General features: G+C 38.8%; 16 protein-coding genes. 4 read left to right on the plus strand and 12 right to left on the minus strand.

Features of this window, described 5'->3' with window-relative positions; translation table 11 throughout:
- Window positions 1-186: 186 nt before the first annotated feature.
- From QHG54_RS02475 to QHG54_RS02505, 7 genes are all read right to left on the minus strand, one after another.
- Window positions 187-1332: a M50 family metallopeptidase gene (locus tag QHG54_RS02475; protein ID WP_317993123.1), complete on the minus strand. Its 1146-nt coding sequence runs from the start codon at window positions 1330-1332 to the stop codon at window positions 187-189.
- 15 nt (window positions 1333-1347) lie between these two features.
- Window positions 1348-2166 (minus strand): phosphatidate cytidylyltransferase, encoded by an 819-nt coding sequence (locus QHG54_RS02480; protein ID WP_406604528.1) that lies wholly within the window; start codon window positions 2164-2166, stop codon window positions 1348-1350.
- A gap of 762 nt (window positions 2167-2928) precedes the next feature.
- Window positions 2929-3489 (minus strand): ribosome recycling factor, encoded by a 561-nt coding sequence (frr, locus tag QHG54_RS02485; protein WP_317993122.1) that lies wholly within the window; start codon window positions 3487-3489, stop codon window positions 2929-2931.
- Between the two features lie 37 nt (window positions 3490-3526).
- Window positions 3527-4246 carry a UMP kinase gene (gene pyrH, locus QHG54_RS02490; protein ID WP_317993121.1) on the minus strand — a complete coding sequence of 240 codons (720 nt, stop codon included), beginning with the start codon at window positions 4244-4246 and terminating at the stop codon, window positions 3527-3529.
- 151 nt (window positions 4247-4397) lie between these two features.
- Complete coding sequence (gene tsf / locus QHG54_RS02495; RefSeq protein WP_317993120.1) at window positions 4398-5321, minus strand: translation elongation factor Ts; 924 nt, start codon at window positions 5319-5321, stop codon at window positions 4398-4400.
- A gap of 111 nt (window positions 5322-5432) precedes the next feature.
- Window positions 5433-6206: a 30S ribosomal protein S2 gene (rpsB, locus tag QHG54_RS02500; protein ID WP_317993119.1), complete on the minus strand. Its 774-nt coding sequence runs from the start codon at window positions 6204-6206 to the stop codon at window positions 5433-5435.
- A 158-nt stretch (window positions 6207-6364) separates the two neighbouring features.
- Complete coding sequence (locus tag QHG54_RS02505) at window positions 6365-7189, minus strand: EipB family protein (RefSeq protein ID WP_317993118.1); 825 nt, start codon at window positions 7187-7189, stop codon at window positions 6365-6367.
- Between the two features lie 147 nt (window positions 7190-7336).
- Here QHG54_RS02505 and QHG54_RS02510 point away from each other — a divergent pair, with 147 nt between their 5' ends.
- Window positions 7337-7798 (plus strand): RidA family protein, encoded by a 462-nt coding sequence (locus QHG54_RS02510; RefSeq protein ID WP_317993117.1) that lies wholly within the window; start codon window positions 7337-7339, stop codon window positions 7796-7798.
- 149 nt (window positions 7799-7947) lie between these two features.
- On the plus strand, window positions 7948-8370 hold the full coding sequence (locus tag QHG54_RS02515; protein ID WP_317993116.1) for an HIT family protein: 423 nt from the start codon (window positions 7948-7950) through the stop codon (window positions 8368-8370).
- 9 nt (window positions 8371-8379) lie between these two features.
- Here the strand turns inward: QHG54_RS02515 and clpA are convergent, their stop codons facing one another.
- Window positions 8380-10731, minus strand: a complete 2352-nt coding sequence (gene clpA, locus QHG54_RS02520) for an ATP-dependent Clp protease ATP-binding subunit ClpA (protein ID WP_317993115.1) — start codon at window positions 10729-10731, stop codon at window positions 8380-8382.
- Between the two features lie 6 nt (window positions 10732-10737).
- Window positions 10738-11109, minus strand: a complete 372-nt coding sequence (clpS, locus tag QHG54_RS02525; protein WP_317994036.1) for an ATP-dependent Clp protease adapter ClpS — start codon at window positions 11107-11109, stop codon at window positions 10738-10740.
- A 244-nt stretch (window positions 11110-11353) separates the two neighbouring features.
- Between clpS and QHG54_RS02530 the strand changes: the two genes are divergently transcribed.
- Both QHG54_RS02530 and QHG54_RS02535 read left to right on the plus strand, forming a co-directional pair.
- The gene (locus QHG54_RS02530; RefSeq protein ID WP_317993114.1) at window positions 11354-12703 is read left to right on the plus strand and encodes a D-alanyl-D-alanine carboxypeptidase; all 1350 of its coding nucleotides are present in this window, start codon (window positions 11354-11356) and stop codon (window positions 12701-12703) included.
- 32 nt (window positions 12704-12735) lie between these two features.
- Window positions 12736-13014, plus strand: coding sequence for a hypothetical protein (locus QHG54_RS02535; protein ID WP_317993113.1), 279 nt, complete (start codon window positions 12736-12738; stop codon window positions 13012-13014).
- Window positions 13015-13534: 520 nt separating this feature from the next.
- Here QHG54_RS02535 and QHG54_RS02540 read toward each other — a convergent pair.
- From QHG54_RS02540 to QHG54_RS02550, 3 genes are all read right to left on the minus strand, one after another.
- A complete protein-coding gene (locus QHG54_RS02540) occupies window positions 13535-14932 on the minus strand; it encodes an L-serine ammonia-lyase (protein ID WP_317993112.1) in 1398 nt (465 codons plus the stop codon).
- 363 nt (window positions 14933-15295) lie between these two features.
- A complete protein-coding gene (locus tag QHG54_RS02545; protein WP_317993111.1) occupies window positions 15296-15979 on the minus strand; it encodes a nitroreductase in 684 nt (227 codons plus the stop codon).
- A 200-nt stretch (window positions 15980-16179) separates the two neighbouring features.
- Window positions 16180-16566 (minus strand): MerR family DNA-binding transcriptional regulator, encoded by a 387-nt coding sequence (locus QHG54_RS02550; RefSeq protein WP_317993110.1) that lies wholly within the window; start codon window positions 16564-16566, stop codon window positions 16180-16182.
- Window positions 16567-17057: the final 491 nt, after the last annotated feature.

Here is a 17057-nt window from a genome sequence, read left to right on the forward strand (position 1 = left end):
TTCCCTAGACACGATGCCTCAAAAAGCTAACTGCCATAACAACCCTTTTATTCACAGCGAGACTTTCCACCCCTTAATTACTAATTATAGCGCACGATGCCACAATATTTTGTGGATATGGTAAACGACTTTTAATTTATATTTCTCTACTATTACCCAATTTATAAAATTTTTTCTATAACTTAATTAGCTAAACCAACAAAAATAATCATTAAAGAAGGAAAAAAGTATAAACGAGAGGACAACGAAGAAACCTAAGCGAAAAACAATTTCCCGAATCTTAGCGGGTATTGGCCTCCTAACAATCATCTCAACAACATGAAATAATAAATGCCCACCATCAAGCGGTGGAATCGGAAAAAGATTAATAAGTCCAATACCTATCGAAAAAAAAGCCGTAAAATTCAACAACGAAATAAAACCTGTTTCACTAATTTTCCAAGCAATCTTAACCGTCTTAGAGGGACCACTTAGCCGACAATGATCTTCTTTTCCCACTATTAAACGACTCATTAAAAAAATTGTTTGGGTGACAATAAATGCAGCACGTTCTGAGGCTTCTCTTACAGCTCTAACAAACCCGTAGCGAATATGTTTTACATAAGCTTGATCTAAACGCGTAGGATTATTGGGATCAACAGGGACACCTACACCTATTACTCCACTCCGAACCCGATTACCAAATCCATCATCTCGCTCAATCACTTTTGGTGTAATTACCGTCGTAAATACACGCCCCGTGCGTTGCATTTTAAATTCTATAGGATCTCCACCATGTGAAGTCACATAATTCATCAAATCTTCAAAGCTTTCAACCCGACGACCATCCATTTCAATAAAACGATCACCCAATGCCAAACCAGACTGAATAGCAGGAGAATCTTTTATCAAAGAACCAACAATTGGTTCAATGGCTACGCGTCCATAAATAAAGAAAAAAAAAGTTAAAATAACAACAGTAAAAAGGGCATTAAATAAGGGACCAGCAAAGACAGTTGCTGCTTTTTTCCAAGCATGTGCATTGGCAAATGAACCGTCAATTATCGGAAATGATTGGGATGATGATAAACTCGCTTCTTCATCGCCAATAAACTTTACATACCCTCCCAAAGGAATAAGTGCTAAACGCCACTGTGTACCATGCTTATCTGTGTAACCCATTATTTGTGGTCCAAACCCAAGCGAAAAAACAGATGCCTTAATACCGCACCACCGCCCAATGAGATAATGCCCAGCTTCGTGCACAAAAATGATAATCATAAAGGCGAAAAGAACGCACAAACCTCTCAAAAACAAGTCGCCCACAGCGATTATATGATTCAAAAAATCCAAGATATCTTCTCCTGATTAAATCAGACGAAAAAGGTTAAACGGTGTATCCATATCAGACATCAATGAACCAATTAAATAAAGGAGAAAAGCAGCTCCTACCAATCCATCCATACGATCCATAAATCCACCATGTCCAGGCAATAAGGAACTAGAATCCTTAACAGAAAATTGTCTTTTTAGCCATGATTGCGCCAAATCACTCAATTGCGAAACAATCGATAAAATAAGAGCAAGGAATGGCACAAAAAAATCTGCTAAACTGACGTCAAAAAACCGAAAAGCAACCAATATACCGCCAGAAACTCCGATAAACGTGCCACCAATCGCCCCTGCCCATGTTTTATTAGGAGAAAATCGTGGTGCTAATTTAGGACCACCAAACGCACGTCCACTAAAATATCCAGCAATATCTGTTCCCCACACTATCGTAAATAAGAAGATAACAACCCAGAATCCTACCGTCTCATGCCCCCGTAAAAAGCACAAAGCCACAACCGGAAAAGATGCGTATAAAAAACCGCCAAAAGACCAACCACTCTTTTTCATAGGACCAATAATAGCCAACAGCGCTGCCAAAGCTATCAAAATACAAAAGGTTAATGAAGCAGATACATTTGAGACCAACAAGGAGCCAAAAACTAAATAAAAAACACTCGCTAATATTTTTTGTGAAACATGCCAGTTCTCTTTAGTGATACTAATCCATTCATAAAGAATAAAACCGCCAATGACCCATGCAAACAAAAAAAATAAAATTCCACCCTGCCATGTCAAACTCAAAGCAATGCTACCAAAAACAAAAGCTGTCAGAGTACGAGAAAGAAGATTAGACAAAATAACATCCAAACGATAGTATAAACTCAACAGATTATGCACGCAAAAGGCTTTGCTACGCAGCACTTTTACACTCACATTTTGCAAACTTTACCGATAAGTTACCATAAATGACTCGATATACCAAGATGGTGTTCATAAAACCAATAATCAGAAAAAACAACTTCAAAAACTGACTCATCAAGATCAAACCAAAAACACATTTCTCAGCATTCCCCTTAATCATAAGAATGAGAAAATTGCTGTTCCTCTCTATGCGAATTATAAAGTTTAGATCTGGTATTCATACTGCGTATGAAAACATTTTTCTACCAAACAATCGGTTCATCTGCTCAAAAGTTAAAAAAATATCAAAAACGCATTGTGCAAAACACCGACCATCTAATCCATCTTGCTGCACCTTTTATAATGAAAAGTAGCGTCATATTCCTTCCCCAACATCTGCCATGGAATATTTGAAAGATCTTCAATCATAAAAACATTTTTATTACGCAACTTAACAAAGCTGCATTGAGCAAAAAACTTTTATTATTCGGTTAAATAATTTTTCCTAACAGATAATCTCACCCGAAGCGCAAAAAAATTAAAAAAACATCTGCCACTTCAAATCAATCTTGCCTATAGAGTATACACTACGAAAAACGCATCTCCCTCTGCCTCCTGCCCTGCTATCAACAGCACATATTACTTCCCCTTCTTATCCATGAGAGCGATGTCACACGAGACGGAATATAATATTCTTTTTCTGGCAACAAAATTGTTTTAAACGTGCATAATTTCAGATTCTTTCACAGCCAAAATCTTATCAATATCAGCAATGGTTTCATCAGTAAGTTTTTGAACTTTCTCTGATAAACCATGAGCTTCATCTTGACTAATTTCACCTTCTTTTTCTAACTTCTTCAAATTATCCATGCCATCCCGACGAACATGGCGCGTAGCAACACGAGCTTGTTCTGCATAATGATGCGCAATTTTTACGAGTTCTTTACGACGCTCTTCATTCAATTCAGGTAAAGGAATACGCAAATTCATGCCATCAGTGATGGGATTTAAACCAAGGCCAGAATCGCGAATAGCGCGCTCCACAGCCCCTAACATCGTTTTATCCCATACAGAAACTGAAAGCATCCGCGGTTCTGGAACAGAAATATTTGCAACCTGATTTATGTGTACAACAGAACCATAAGCCTCAACTGTCAACGGCTCCAATAAACTGGCTGATGCTCGCCCAGTCCGCAAGCCACCTAATTCATGTTTAAAAGCCGAAACAGCGCCATCCATGCGACGTTTCAGATCATCCATAATCGATGTAACACTCATATTTCTGTCTCCTTTAATTACGCCTTGAAGATTATCTTCATTCCGATACTATTGTAAACCGTCCAGTTCCATTCAATACCTTAGCTAAACCGCCTTTTTCATGAATGGAGTATACAATGATCGGCACATTGTTCTCGCGCGCTAAGGTGACCGCTGTTGTATCCATGACAGACAACCCCAATTGTAAAATCTCGACATGTGTTAATTGATCAAAACGCTTAGCCGTAGGGTCTATCTTTGGATCGGCAGAATAAATACCGTCTACTTGTGTTCCTTTCAGGAGAACATCGGCACCAATTTCTGCTGCACGTAAAGTAGCGGCAGAATCAGTGGTAAAAAATGGATTCCCAGTACCGCCTGCAAAAATAACGACCTTTCCTTGATTCATATAACTTATCGCTTTACGTTGTGAAAAACTCTCACAAATTTGTGGCATAGCAATCGCAGATAATACAACCGTTTCAACCTCTAATTTTGTCAATGATGTTCGCAACGCTAAAGAATTAATAGCAGTTGCAAGCATTCCCATATGATCACCTGTTACGCGATCTCCACCATGCGAAGCAACAGCAACTCCGCGAAAAATATTGCCTCCACCTATAACAATAGCAACTTCCACACCCATTGCCCGCACTTCAGCAATATCAGCAGCGATACGGTCTGCAACGGAAACATCAATTCCAAAGCTCTGGCCTCCCATAAGGGCCTCACCAGAAACTTTTAAAAGAATACGTTTATACTGAAACGCTAATGCCATTGATAACCTCCCCAAAAGCACGTTTATTTTTTGCTTTGGACACCACTAAGGGCACCACTTTTCTCTGTGACGCCCTCTCAATAATCACACTCTTTCTGCTCAGTGATTTTATAATCAATGCTACGATTTTAAATCTCTGATCAAAAAAGAGCTACCCTTTTGCAGCAGCGGCAACCTCTGCCGCAAAATCAGATTCTTCTTTCTCTACACCTTCGCCCAGTGCAAAACGAATAAAACCTGTAATTTTTGCTGGCGCACCAATCGTTTTTTCAGCATCCTTTAAAGCTGCTTCAACAGTAATATCAGGATTCATAACAAAAGCCTGAGAAAGCAAAACTACCTCTTCAAAAAACTTGCGCATACGCCCTTCTACCATTTTTTCAATGATATTTTCAGGCTTTCCAGACTGGCGTGCTTGATCTGAAAAAATTGCTTTTTCACGTTCAACGGCACCAACATCAACATCTTCTGCTGTTAACGCCAACGGATTGGTTGCAGCAATATGCATGGCAACTTGCCGACCAAAAGCAGCAGCAGCCTCCTTATTGCCTGTAGTTTCAATAGAAACCAAAACACCAAGTTTGCCAAGCCCTTCAGCCACACTATTGTGTATATAGGTAGCAACGACACCATCCTCAACAGAGAGCTTAGCAGAACGACGAAATGTCATATTTTCGCCAATTGTACCAATCGCATCTTTAATTGTCGCCTCAACAGTCTTCTCAGAACCAGGGTAAAGAGATGCAGAAACAGATTCAACACTGCCCTGTGTACCCAAAGCAGCTATCGCCACATTGCGTACAATGTCTTGAAATACATCATTGCGCGCAACAAAATCTGTTTCAGAATTAACCTCAACCAAAACCGCACTTGAATCTCTTGATGCAACTGCGATTAATCCCTCAGCTGCCATACGACCAGCCTTTTTATCTGCTTTGGCTATTCCTTTTTTACGAAGCCAATCAACAGCAGCTTCCATGTTACCACCGGTATCTTCCAGAGCTGCCTTGCAGTCCATCATACCAGCGCCTGACAATTCCCGAAGTTCTTTTACTTGTGCAGCAGTAATGCTCATATTTGCCTCTTTGTTCTGTAATGGTGGAAGCGTGCAAGAAGGAAAGAACCTGTGCACGCCTATAACCTCTTCTTTAGAAAATAAGTACCTTAAACAGGCACTTTTAAATCGCTATTCAGAAACTGGAACCGTATTTTCCAAAATAGGCTCCACAGGCGCATCAGCTTGAGCTCCTAAATCAATACCCATTGCACCTTGCTGACGAGCAATACCATCAAGAGCTGCACGAGCAAAAAGATCACAATAAAGAGAAATTGCCCGTGAAGCATCGTCATTACCAGGAATCGGATAATCGACATTATCAGGATCGCAATTTGTATCAATAACAGCAATAACAGGAATACCTAAACGTTTTGCTTCTTGGATAGCAATATTCTCTTTATTTGTATCGATTATAAATATAAGATCTGGAACAGATCCCATATCCTTAATACCGCCAAGCGCACGATTAAGCTTTTCACGATCGCGTTCAAGATTCAAACGCTCTTTTTTAGTAAAACCTTGTGCTTCAGCAGCAAGAATTTTGTCAAGCTTACGCAAACGATGTATCGAATTGGAAATCGTCTTCCAGTTTGTCAGCATGCCGCCAAGCCAACGTGCATTAACATAATATTGCGCCGAACGATTCGCCGCATCAGCAATAATGTCAGATGCTTGCCGCTTAGTACCAACAAAAAGAATACGACCACCACGCGCAACTGTATCCGAAACAAGTTTAAGCGCTTGGTGTAAAAGTGGGACAGTCTGAGCAAGATCAATAATATGAATATTATTACGCTGACCGTAAATATAGGGAGTCATCTTTGGATTCCAGCGATGAGTCTGGTGACCAAAGTGAACACCTGCTTCTAAAAGTTGGTGCATAGTAAAATCTGGTAGTGCCATAGTTTATCCTTTCCGGTTCAACCTCCGCAGAAAAAGTAGGCGAGCCTACTACCGGCGGACGTTTGCTAGGTTTTCCTTGCAAACACCCAAACTCCGCGTGTGGAATAGCGTAACCATACTAATATTTGATTCTTTTTCAAGTCATTTTCTGCAATCATTTAATGTTTACATTGATCAAGATTTTTTCCAACGTCAAGAAATTCAAGACTGTTCAATTTTGCGCGCACTGAAAATGTTCCATAATCTATATGGAGATCGCGCATGACACCATTTTCGTGTAAGAGAAAGCTGGTACGGTAAATAGGTAAGCCATTCTTATTTTCTACATCATCAAAATAAGAAATTGTAACTGGCCAATATTCCCATTCATCTAATTTTTGTATTTTCTCTGTTTCATCATTAGATATATGCGTCTTCTTTTCCCCAATAATTATACTTTCTTTTATGACTTTGTCTGCTTTCTCTGTTCCATCAAATACAGCAGTGTGATAAAAGTGACGACCTGCTTTTGCATGCCGGATAATACTCTTCAATTGCATAATTGGGAACTCAGCCATTGCAAGCTTGTATTCCTGCTCTTTTGGCTTTTTCAGTTTAACTATAATTCCATCTTGAATACGTTCAGCTACTCCTTCAGAGCGGTGTGCAACTTCTTGTCCAACCTGATCTGTAACGCTAAAATGAAAGGTGCGACTATCACCCGTTTCATAACTCGTGGTCTGTTGATCCGTTAAGCGCACCGGCATATCTTCAACATGAATGCGGCTGATAAAACGAAAACGTGTGGTATAACCCTGGCATACTGAACCAGTAAGCTCGTAAACCATTCGCCCCGTCATCCCGGAAATTGTCATTTCATGAGAAACACTATCAAGTTGAAAATCGTAAATTGCTCGATGCGGCGCAACAAAAACAGACTCTTCAGCTCTCGCAGTACATAAAAGGGCACTATATAAAATTATTACAAATAACGATCTGATCATTCCCAATTTCCAATTCTTTTCCCGCTGCATACCATCATACAACAAGGCAAAAAAGGCTAACTTCTCAATTAACCACACATTTCCTTAAATCAAAAAATAGTTTATGCAGTGGAGGATGCATTATAGAACAACTATGGAGTTTAAATTATGACCGATATGATTGAAAACCAACTAAAAAATTTTGGAATCACTCTTCCTGAAGCAGCACACCCCATTGCCAATTATGTAACAGCTTCACAAAGCGGCAACCAACTCTTTATCTCTGGACAACTCCCTCTTTTCGAAGGAAAACCAATAGCAATTGGTAAAGTTGGAGCAACTGTTAGCGCCGAACAAGCAAAAAAATCAGCCAAAGTCTGCGCACTCAACATTCTCGCACAAATCAAAACAGCTCTCGGTGATTTAAATAGAATAAAACGCGTGGTAAAAATCACTGTTTTTGTTGCTGCCGATCCTCATTTTACAGACATTCCTCTTGTTGCCAATGGCGCTTCTGATTTATTCGTTAATATCCTGGGTGAAGCTGGAAAACATGCCCGTTCTGCTATTGGGGTTGCCTCTCTTCCTATGGACGTTCCAGTAGAGGTTGAAGCCATCATAGAAATCTAAACTTTCATCAATGATAGGACCCTCAGATAATCAGATAAAGCAAAAACTGAATGCAAAATCACTCTTTGTCTAACACTCTATAAACCTTTGCATTCTTTCATCTTGAAATTAAAATTCTGAACTCAAAACGAATAAAAGGAAAAATTGGTATGAAACAAGCTTATGACAACAACAATATTTTTGCTAAATTGATTCGTAATGAAATCCCTTCCGTTCGTGTCTATGAAGATGATGATGTGATTGCATTCATGGATATCATGCCACAAGCACCAGGCCATACACTGGTTATTCCCCGAAAAGGTTCTAGAAACCTACTAGATGCGGATACTGAAACATTGTTTCCAGTGATTAAAGCTGTTCAAAAAATCGCCAAAGCCGTCAAAAAAGCCTTTCAGGCAGATGGTGTAACAGTCATGCAATTTAATGAAGCAGCTAGCCAACAAACCGTTTATCATCTCCATTTTCATATTATTCCACGTATGGAAGGAATAGAGCTTACTCCCCATAACGATGTTATAACACCTGCAGAAATACTTGAAGAGAATGCAAAAAAAATTCGAGCAGCCCTTTAAAGCGCTGCTTTAAGTTGCTGAGCTTTTTTTCCGCACACGTTTTTTTGTAAAATGTGTTGTTTTGCTGTTTTTTGCACCAACAGACAGATCGGAAGATGAAATTTCTAACTGCAGTTTTTCTTTTTCTCCGTTTGATTTGTGTGTCAATACGCGAACCATGCCACCATTACGCAACTTTCCAAATAAAATTTCGTCAGCTAATGGTTTCTTAATATGTTCTTGTATAACACGATTCAATGGGCGCGCGCCCATCTGAGAATCGTACCCTTTATTAGCAAGCCAAACCATCGCCGAGGCACTTAATTCAAAACAAATCCCTCGATCAGCCAATTGTGCTTCAAGTTGAAAAATAAACTTTTGCACAATCTGGTTGATGCTTAACTGAGATAACGGTGCAAATGGAATGATCGCATCTAGCCGATTACGAAATTCCGGTGTAAAAAGCCGATTGATCGCTTCTATATCATCACCGTCACGACGCACTTTGCCAAATCCGATAGCTGACTTTGCCATATCTGAAGCACCAGCATTGGTTGTCATAATTAAAATGATATTGCGGAAATCAATTTTTTTGCCATTATGATCTGTTAGCTTACCATAATCCATTACCTGCAATAAAATATTAAATAACTCTGGATGGGCTTTCTCAATTTCATCTAGCAATAAAACTGCGTGAGGCTTCTGGTCAACGGCATCGGTAAGAAGACCTCCTTGATCAAATCCTACGTAACCTGGAGGTGCCCCGATTAAGCGCGCTACCGTATGTCGTTCCATATATTCCGACATATCAAAACGTAATAGTTCAATTCCTAAAGAAGATGCAAGTTGTTTTGCAACTTCAGTTTTTCCTACACCTGTTGGTCCTGAAAATAAATAACTTCCTATTGGTTTGTCGGATTCGCGCAATCCTGCCCGCGCTAATTTAATTGACGACACTAATGCTGAAATTGCTTGATCTTGTCCATAAACAACATGCTTGAGTTCTCTTTCAAGCTTGCTAAGAATTTTCTGATCATTTCCAGAAACTGTTTTTGGCGGAATTCTTGCCATAGTGGCAACAGTCGCTTCAATTTCTTTAACACCTATACTCTTTTTTCGTTGTTTTTTGGGCAAAAGCTTTTGTGCTGCACCAGTTTCATCAACAACATCAATTGCTTTATCAGGTAACCGACGATCAATCATATAACGCGAAGATAATTCTACGGATGCCTTCAGCGCCTCATCTGTATATTTGATCTCATGAAAATTTTCAAAATAAGGCTTTAATCCTTGTAAAATTTTAATCGCATCGGCAATAGAAGGTTCGTTAACATCAATCTTTTGAAAACGGCGTTCTAAAGCGCGATCTTGTTCAAAAATTTTGCGATATTCTCTATAAGTCGTCGAACCAATACATCGAATAGTTCCAGAAGATAATGCAGGTTTTAAAAGATTTGCCGCATCCATATTCCCCCCCAATGTAGCCCCTGCTCCAATCAATGTATGAATTTCATCAATAAATAAAATACCATCTGGATATTGCTCAAATTCTTTAATAATTTGCTTTAGCCGTTCTTCAAAGTCACCGCGATAGCGCGTACCAGCAACAAGTCCACCCATATCAAGAGAAAATATCGTTGTATTTGATAAAACTTCAGGCACTTGCCCATCAACAATGCGTTTCGCCAATCCCTCAATGATAGCGGTTTTTCCAACTCCAGGATCTCCCACTAAGAGCGGATTGTTTTTCGATCTTCGACATAAAACCTGAATCATGCGTGCAACTTCCACGTCACGGCCAATCAATAAATCAATTTTACCATTGCGTGCTTTGCAATTGAGATCAATACAATAAGCAGTCAGTGCACTCGTCACCTTCTCACCATTGTCCGAAATTTGCTGATCCAGTTGCTCTTCAAGATCCTCAAGCAACATGGATAATCCATCATCATGTGTGATACCGTGCGAGATGAAACGCACCGCATCATAGCGCGTCATTCCCATTTCTTGAAGGAAATAGGCTGCATGACTTTCATGTTCAGAAAAAATTGCAACAAGAACGTTCGCTCCCGACACTTCATCTTTTCCAGCTGACTGAGCATGAATCACAGCACGTTGAATAACACGCTGGAAAAATGTTGTTGGTTTTGTATCCTCATCAGCTCTAATCTGCGCATCCAATTCTGATTGAATATAATTGGTTAAGCGCTCTCGCAATTCTTCTACATCTACCTGACAAGCCCGAATAACTGAACTCGCATCGGCATCATCTAGCAGAGCAAGAAGAAGATGCTCTAATGTCGCATATTCATGTCGCGCTTGAGTGGCAATTGTTAATGCACGATGCAAAACCTCTTCAAGGCTAGGTGTAAAAGATGGCATAATCCCTCACTTCCATTCCATTACACATTGTAACGGATGTTCATTTTGACGTGCGCACTCCCTAACTTGTACTACTTTCATTTCTGCTACTTCATAGCTATAAGTTCCGCATTCGCCTACCCCATTCTGATGGACATTTAACATAATATGCGTTGCTTCTTCGAAACTTTTTTTAAAAAAGTTCTTCAAAACAAAAACAACGAAATCCATAGGTGTATAATCATCATTCAGTAAAAACACACGATATAGCTTAGGCTTTTGAATTTTTAGTCTCATCGTGGGTATTATAACGGCATCTTGCCTACTTTTATCCCAATTACTGCCCTTTTCATTGTGCATAATATGGAGTATAGAATTCATTATTAGTTCCTGTACCATCATTATTTCCCATGCAGCACACTTTTTATTAATTTTAAGTTCTTTCATAACTATTGCAATACCTGTTTGGTAAAGAAAAGGAAAACTTTCTTTTAAAGTTAGATTAGGTCAAATATGGAAACTCTCTGAATAATTTCTGTAAAGAAATTAGTAATATCATTCGTATAAATTGCATCAACAAGCTGCAATAAAAAGGAGCTTTACAGAAGTTTTTCAGAGTAAATGGAGAAATAGGATACTGCAAGTGTATATTAACTGCCGAAAAATTGTGCGTTGCTACAAAAAGGTGGCAATCGCTCTCATTGTTTTAGCTCTTTCTTACTCTTGGGCATCAGCAACTCCTCAAGGAGCCTATCCTGATAAGTATGCTGCTATCGTTATAGATGCAAATACAGGAAAAACTTTATTTCAGGCCAATTCAACGCTAAAACGTTATCCTGCCTCTTTGACAAAAATGATGACGCTATACATGCTCTTTGAGGCTATGCATATGCGTCGTGTGACACCAAATACACCAATCCCTGTCTCACGTTATGCAGCAGCACGTCCTCCAACAAAACTTGGATTTAAAGAAGGCCAAACAATTTCTGCACAAACAGCTGCAAAGGCACTCATTACAAGATCAGCAAATGATGTTGCCACTGCAATTGCCGAATATCTTGGCGGTAGTGAAAAAAAATTCGCTCAAATGATGACAGCTAAAGCCCGAAAACTTGGCATGGTAAATACCCATTTCGCAAATGCTTCAGGACTCCCTGATGTGCGCAATTATTCCACGGCACGTGATATGGCTACTTTGTCATTAGCCCTACGCAAACATTTTCCGCAACAATATAAATTGTTCAAAACAAAAAGTTTTATTTTCCGTGGGCATACCGTTAACAGCCATAATAAACTCGTTCAAACAATAAAAGGCGTTGATGGAATTAAGACAGGTTATACACAAATGTCAGGCTCCAATTTAGCAACTTCAATGCGTCTTGAGGGACGCTCTATCGTTGCTGTCGTTATGGGAGGGAAGTCGTCTAGCGCACGTGATGAGCATATGGCCAGCTTATTGAGCCAATATTTGCCTAAAGCAAGCCGCATGAAAAGTAATGAACGTTTAATAGCTTCTGGACACTACAACTTACCCACTGGCGCTAATATTCCTATACCGATCGTTAAAGCAGATCCAACCGATCTTGATAACGACATTTCTACTATGCTGACGGCATTTGCAGAACAACCTAAAAATTCCAATACAGCAATTGCCGCTGTAAACCAAGTAATTATACCAATTCCTAACCCTCAAAAAGCTATACCCGTTGAGACGAATAAAATTGTTACAGCTTCTTTGTCTACAAACGCTGCATGGGCCATCCAAATTGGTTCTCTTCCTACTAAAGAACAAGCAAAGACTCTTCTTTTAAAAGCAAAAGACACAGCCTATCCCGCTTTAAAGCACGCATCTTCACATATGCAATTGTTTGAAAAAAACGGACGTCGTTATTACCGTGCACGGTTTACAGGCTTTCAATCAAAAAAAGCTGCATTCAATGCTTGTTCTCAGCTAAAGAAAGCAAATTTTAACTGCTATACTGTAGCATATTAAAAGTTTTTGAATTCTGCGTTAAGGATAGTATCATGATACATCATGCTCTTGCTCCATCTCCTGAAAAAGAAAAATTATTGAAGCAATCATCTCTGCTCTCTTTGCGTTCTTTTCACGATGCTGTGATAAAACTTGCTAGCTTGAAGTCCAGTCCCGCTACGCTAGATACGCAGTCTCTTGTCAGCCTTCTCATTTGCCAAACAACGCGAAATCGTCGTCTTGCAATGCCCCCTGTACGCATTCACTTACGCGTTGCAAGCCAAACCAGTAGTGTCCCCATAAAAATCCGTCTAGGTGCAACAAATGTCTAATTCTATAAATGATTTCGCCGAGAATTATTTTGTGAATAAGCGTCTTAATGCATTGCCTGCAATCTTTAAAAAAACCTTTCACAGACGCACTTCTTCCTTTAATTTATAAGAACTGCACTGAAAATTTCTGTTCAACGATCTGATATCTGAAAAGGTATCTTCAGCTTTTCAATAAAAGCATGTTTTTAAAATATGTTGAAAACATTAGATTTTAACACACTTTTGGATTTAATATCGAAGATTATCCTTGATACCCTTTCATAAGAAAGAGGTGTACCCACCACTGAGTACAAGAGCTTCTTATTGGATGAGGTGATGAGAAGAAATCATTGGATGTTGTCGTGAGAAGAAAATTCTTTTCAATAACTTACGAAGCCATCCAACCAACATAGATGTTGTACAAAATTGCTTAAATCCCTTTTTAGATTTGTGTTCTTTTTAACACGGGAAAACAATTTAAAAATGCATTATCAATGAACAAACTGTAAAAAAATTATCAAACTAAATATAGTTGCGCACTTTAACAGGATATTGCATTAACTGCCAAGCCAGCTTTACTGGTTTCTTTATAGCGTTCACTCATATCATGTCCGGTCTGGCGCATTGTTTCTATACAGGCATCAAGAGAAACAAAATGCCTCCCATCACCATGCAATGCAAGGGAAGAAGCTGTCACTGCTTTAACAGCACCTATTGCATTGCGCTCAATACAAGGAACCTGCACAAGACCTGCGACCGGATCACACGTCATTCCCAAATGATGCTCAAGCGCAATTTCTGCTGCATTTTCAATTTGCGCTGGTGTACCGCCCAACGCCGCTGTCAACCCTGCAGCAGCCATTGAAGATGCCGTCCCAACTTCACCTTGACAACCAACTTCTGCACCAGAAATAGAAGCATTATGTTTAATGACACCACCAATAGCTGCTGCTGTTAATAAAAAATTATGTATCCCTTCTTGATCTGAGACATCATTAAATTGAAGATAATAACGCAAAACTGCAGGTACAACACCAGCTGCACCATTTGTCGGAGCGGTGACAACACGACCACCAGCTGCATTTTCCTCATTCACAGCTATAGCGTAAACAGAAAGCCAATCATTTGCCCAAAGTGGATGATTACGATTTTTCTTTCGATCTTCCGAAAGCTTATCATGAAGTTTTTTAGCACGCCTTAAAACATGCAATCCACCCGGCAACTCACCTTCTTGTGAAAGCCCTCTCTCAATGCACTTTGTCATAGCTGAAAAAATCTCATCAAGCCCAGTATCAAGAGCAATACGCTCCATCTTTGTCTCTTCATTTATACGCTTCATTTCAGCAATTGAAAGCCCTGATTTTTCTGCCATTGCCAACATTTTACTTGCAGAATCAAAAGGATATGGCACTGAAGATGTTTCTGTTTGTGCATCACCATTCATACGGTTTAATTCATCCTCAGTCACAACGAAGCCACCGCCAATAGAATAATAAATTTTTTGTAGAAGAACATTGCCATCAGCATCAAGCCCTTCAAATGCAAGTCCATTAGCATGACCAGACAAAGTTATCTTTCGTTCAAAAATAAGATCACTGTGCACATCAAACTGATAAGCGGGATGGCCTTTCGGTTGCACTTTTTTTTCGCGTTTAACTTTTTCTAACAAAACCTCCATATGATCAGGGTCAACAGTAGAGGCTTCTTCTCCTAGAAGTCCCAATACAACAGCTCTATCTGTAGCATGACCAACACCCGTGAAAGCTAATGAACCATAAAGATAAACACGTATATGAGAAACTTTAGCACGAAATGATCCCCCAAAATTCCGTGCAACAATTTCTTGCAAAAACATATTAGCAGCAGTCATCGGCCCCATCGTATGTGAGCTAGAAGGACCAATACCGATTTTAAAAAGTTCAAAAACAGATAAAAACACCAATCACCTTAAAATTCATCCCAAAATCAAATATGAACTTTGAGTGCATACCTTTTTATTTCTGTGCTATTTAAAATCAAATTGCAAGATAAGCTAAAAAAATGACAAAAATAAATACGAATGTTGCTCGTCTTGCTACTACCCAACACTTTCTTTCTATAGCGCTTTCCATACAGATAACCCTCGAAAAACTGATAATAAATCACCGAGCAATCACACTCTTAATGTTCCAAACGTAGTAAAATAAGTGTTAACATACAATATTAAAATTCAACAAAAACGAGAGGTTCCCACCAAAATATTTTTGATAATATCTCAAGTTCTTAAAATTTTACGCTCAATTACATACAAATATTCTATGGATTATGATTCAATAAAACGTACAAAACTCTCGATTTGTTCGCGTTCAGTCTCAAAATTGTTTTCTGGAGCGTTCACATCACGATAACCAAGTGCCATACCACAGATAATATGCCGATCAGAAGGCACTGACAAAAGTGTACGAATTTGTTTATGATAATCAGCAAAAGCAGCCTGAGAACATGTATCTAACCCAAACCCACGCGCTGCTAACATAATGGTCTGCATAAACATACCTAAATCAAGCCAACTCCCCATTTCCATGTCATGATCCATTGTGAACAAAAGCCCTACAGGTGCGCCAAAAAATGTAAAGTTCCGTGCCTTCTGGCGAAGCATTTTTTCCTGCTCATCCTTTTGAATTCCAAGACTCTTATAAAGATCCAAACCAACTTTTCGACGCCTCGAAAGATAAGGCTCACGCCATTGACGTGGATAATAATGAACTTCACGCTCTCCCTTTACACCCGAAAGTACGAGTTGTGAGAGTTCCTCTCCTACTCGCTGCAACATTTTTCCCGTCAAAACAATTACTTGCCACGGTTGAAGATTTGTTCCAGATGGAGCACGTGCTGCTAACTTTAAAATTTCTTTGATCGTTTCCTGTGTAACTGGCTGCTCAGTAAAAGCTCGAATTGACTTTCGTGACAAAATAGATTGAAAAATATCAATAGGAGAGTCCGTCATTGTTTTTACTTTCTCCCTTTTAGAAAAATAAAACTGAATATTGCTGCCTTCTCATAAAGTCAACATGTTGCTAAAATTTAGCATCACCCTTTATTCGGTCTACTCTTCTTGAATGACCTATACACTCTATGCACTATCAATATTTGTTAATTAAAAAATAATACTGCCCATAAAACGCGTGAATGAAATAAACTTTAAAGTCAACGATTAACTCCTAATTCAGCTAAACTCTCAAAAAAAGTCTCCTCGAAGCCTTCTAAATCATGCAGAAGATCATCAATATCACGTTGCATCTGCTGTAAATCAGCCCGTTTTTTATTAATCCTTGCAATTAATTCCTTAAGTTTTTTCTCATCATCAGGTGGCTTTCCGACCATGGTTAACATATCAGATATTTCAGACAAAGAAAATTTAACTCTTTTAGCGCGCAGTATTTGTTTTAATTTATGACGATCCGTTTGCGTATAAAGCCGTATGCCGCCACGCCGGAAAGGTACAAGAAGTCCTTCTTCTTCATAATAACGCAAAGTCCGAGCAGTTATTGAAAATTCCCGCGTCAATTCACCAATTGAATAATATTCGTACATTCTATAATTCTGTTTTCATAGATCACATTATTATCAAAAATATATCTATCTTTTATAAAATTTTAGTTAGCATTTTATCCTTTGATCCCTTGCATTTTTAAATATAAGGAAACACAAAGCTTTCTAGTCTTGCAAATACGTACATCAGAAAATTGATTATTTTTTGGATGATGGAAAGAATTTTTGATTATTTGTTATGTTGCCTTTTCAATCTTTTCTTTATAAAAGATATTAATCAAAAGGAATTTTAAAGGTCTGCAAAACCAAGAGCATCTTCTTTTCAAATAATTGAATTTTTTCCCTTAACACATAGCAAACAATCATATTATCTCATAAACTTTTTGATTTTGAATGTATTGAAAATACACTCTATCTGGCTGCATAAGTGGAAACTTTATAAATTAAGCAACAGAAAAGATTGCTATTATTGGACACCATCATCTTTATGCTTCTGAAGATAGCAACTTGCATCATCTTTGTATTTGCAAACA

It is taken from the genome of Bartonella gliris (assembly GCF_045277155.1).
Classification (GTDB): Bacteria; Pseudomonadota; Alphaproteobacteria; order Rhizobiales; family Rhizobiaceae; genus Bartonella; species Bartonella gliris.

What these genes read in the sequence shown, in the direction of transcription:
- frr (WP_317993122.1), bottom strand. Translation starts at nt 3,489, where the DNA reads ATGAGTGTTACATCGATTATGGATGATCTGAAACGTCGCATGGATGGC.
- pyrH (WP_317993121.1), bottom strand. Translation starts at nt 4,246, where the DNA reads ATGGCATTAGCGTTTCAGTATAAACGTATTCTTTTAAAAGTTTCTGGT.
- tsf (WP_317993120.1), bottom strand. Translation starts at nt 5,321, where the DNA reads ATGAGCATTACTGCTGCACAAGTAAAAGAACTTCGGGAATTGTCAGGC.
- rpsB (WP_317993119.1), bottom strand. Translation starts at nt 6,206, where the DNA reads ATGGCACTACCAGATTTTACTATGCACCAACTTTTAGAAGCAGGTGTT.
- QHG54_RS02505 (WP_317993118.1), bottom strand. Translation starts at nt 7,189, where the DNA reads ATGATCAGATCGTTATTTGTAATAATTTTATATAGTGCCCTTTTATGT.
- QHG54_RS02510 (WP_317993117.1), top strand. Translation starts at nt 7,337, where the DNA reads ATGACCGATATGATTGAAAACCAACTAAAAAATTTTGGAATCACTCTT.
- QHG54_RS02515 (WP_317993116.1), top strand. Translation starts at nt 7,948, where the DNA reads ATGAAACAAGCTTATGACAACAACAATATTTTTGCTAAATTGATTCGT.
- clpA (WP_317993115.1), bottom strand. Translation starts at nt 10,731, where the DNA reads ATGCCATCTTTTACACCTAGCCTTGAAGAGGTTTTGCATCGTGCATTA.
- clpS (WP_317994036.1), bottom strand. Translation starts at nt 11,109, where the DNA reads ATGGTACAGGAACTAATAATGAATTCTATACTCCATATTATGCACAAT.
- QHG54_RS02535 (WP_317993113.1), top strand. Translation starts at nt 12,736, where the DNA reads ATGATACATCATGCTCTTGCTCCATCTCCTGAAAAAGAAAAATTATTG.
- QHG54_RS02545 (WP_317993111.1), bottom strand. Translation starts at nt 15,979, where the DNA reads ATGACGGACTCTCCTATTGATATTTTTCAATCTATTTTGTCACGAAAG.
- QHG54_RS02550 (WP_317993110.1), bottom strand. Translation starts at nt 16,566, where the DNA reads ATGTACGAATATTATTCAATTGGTGAATTGACGCGGGAATTTTCAATA.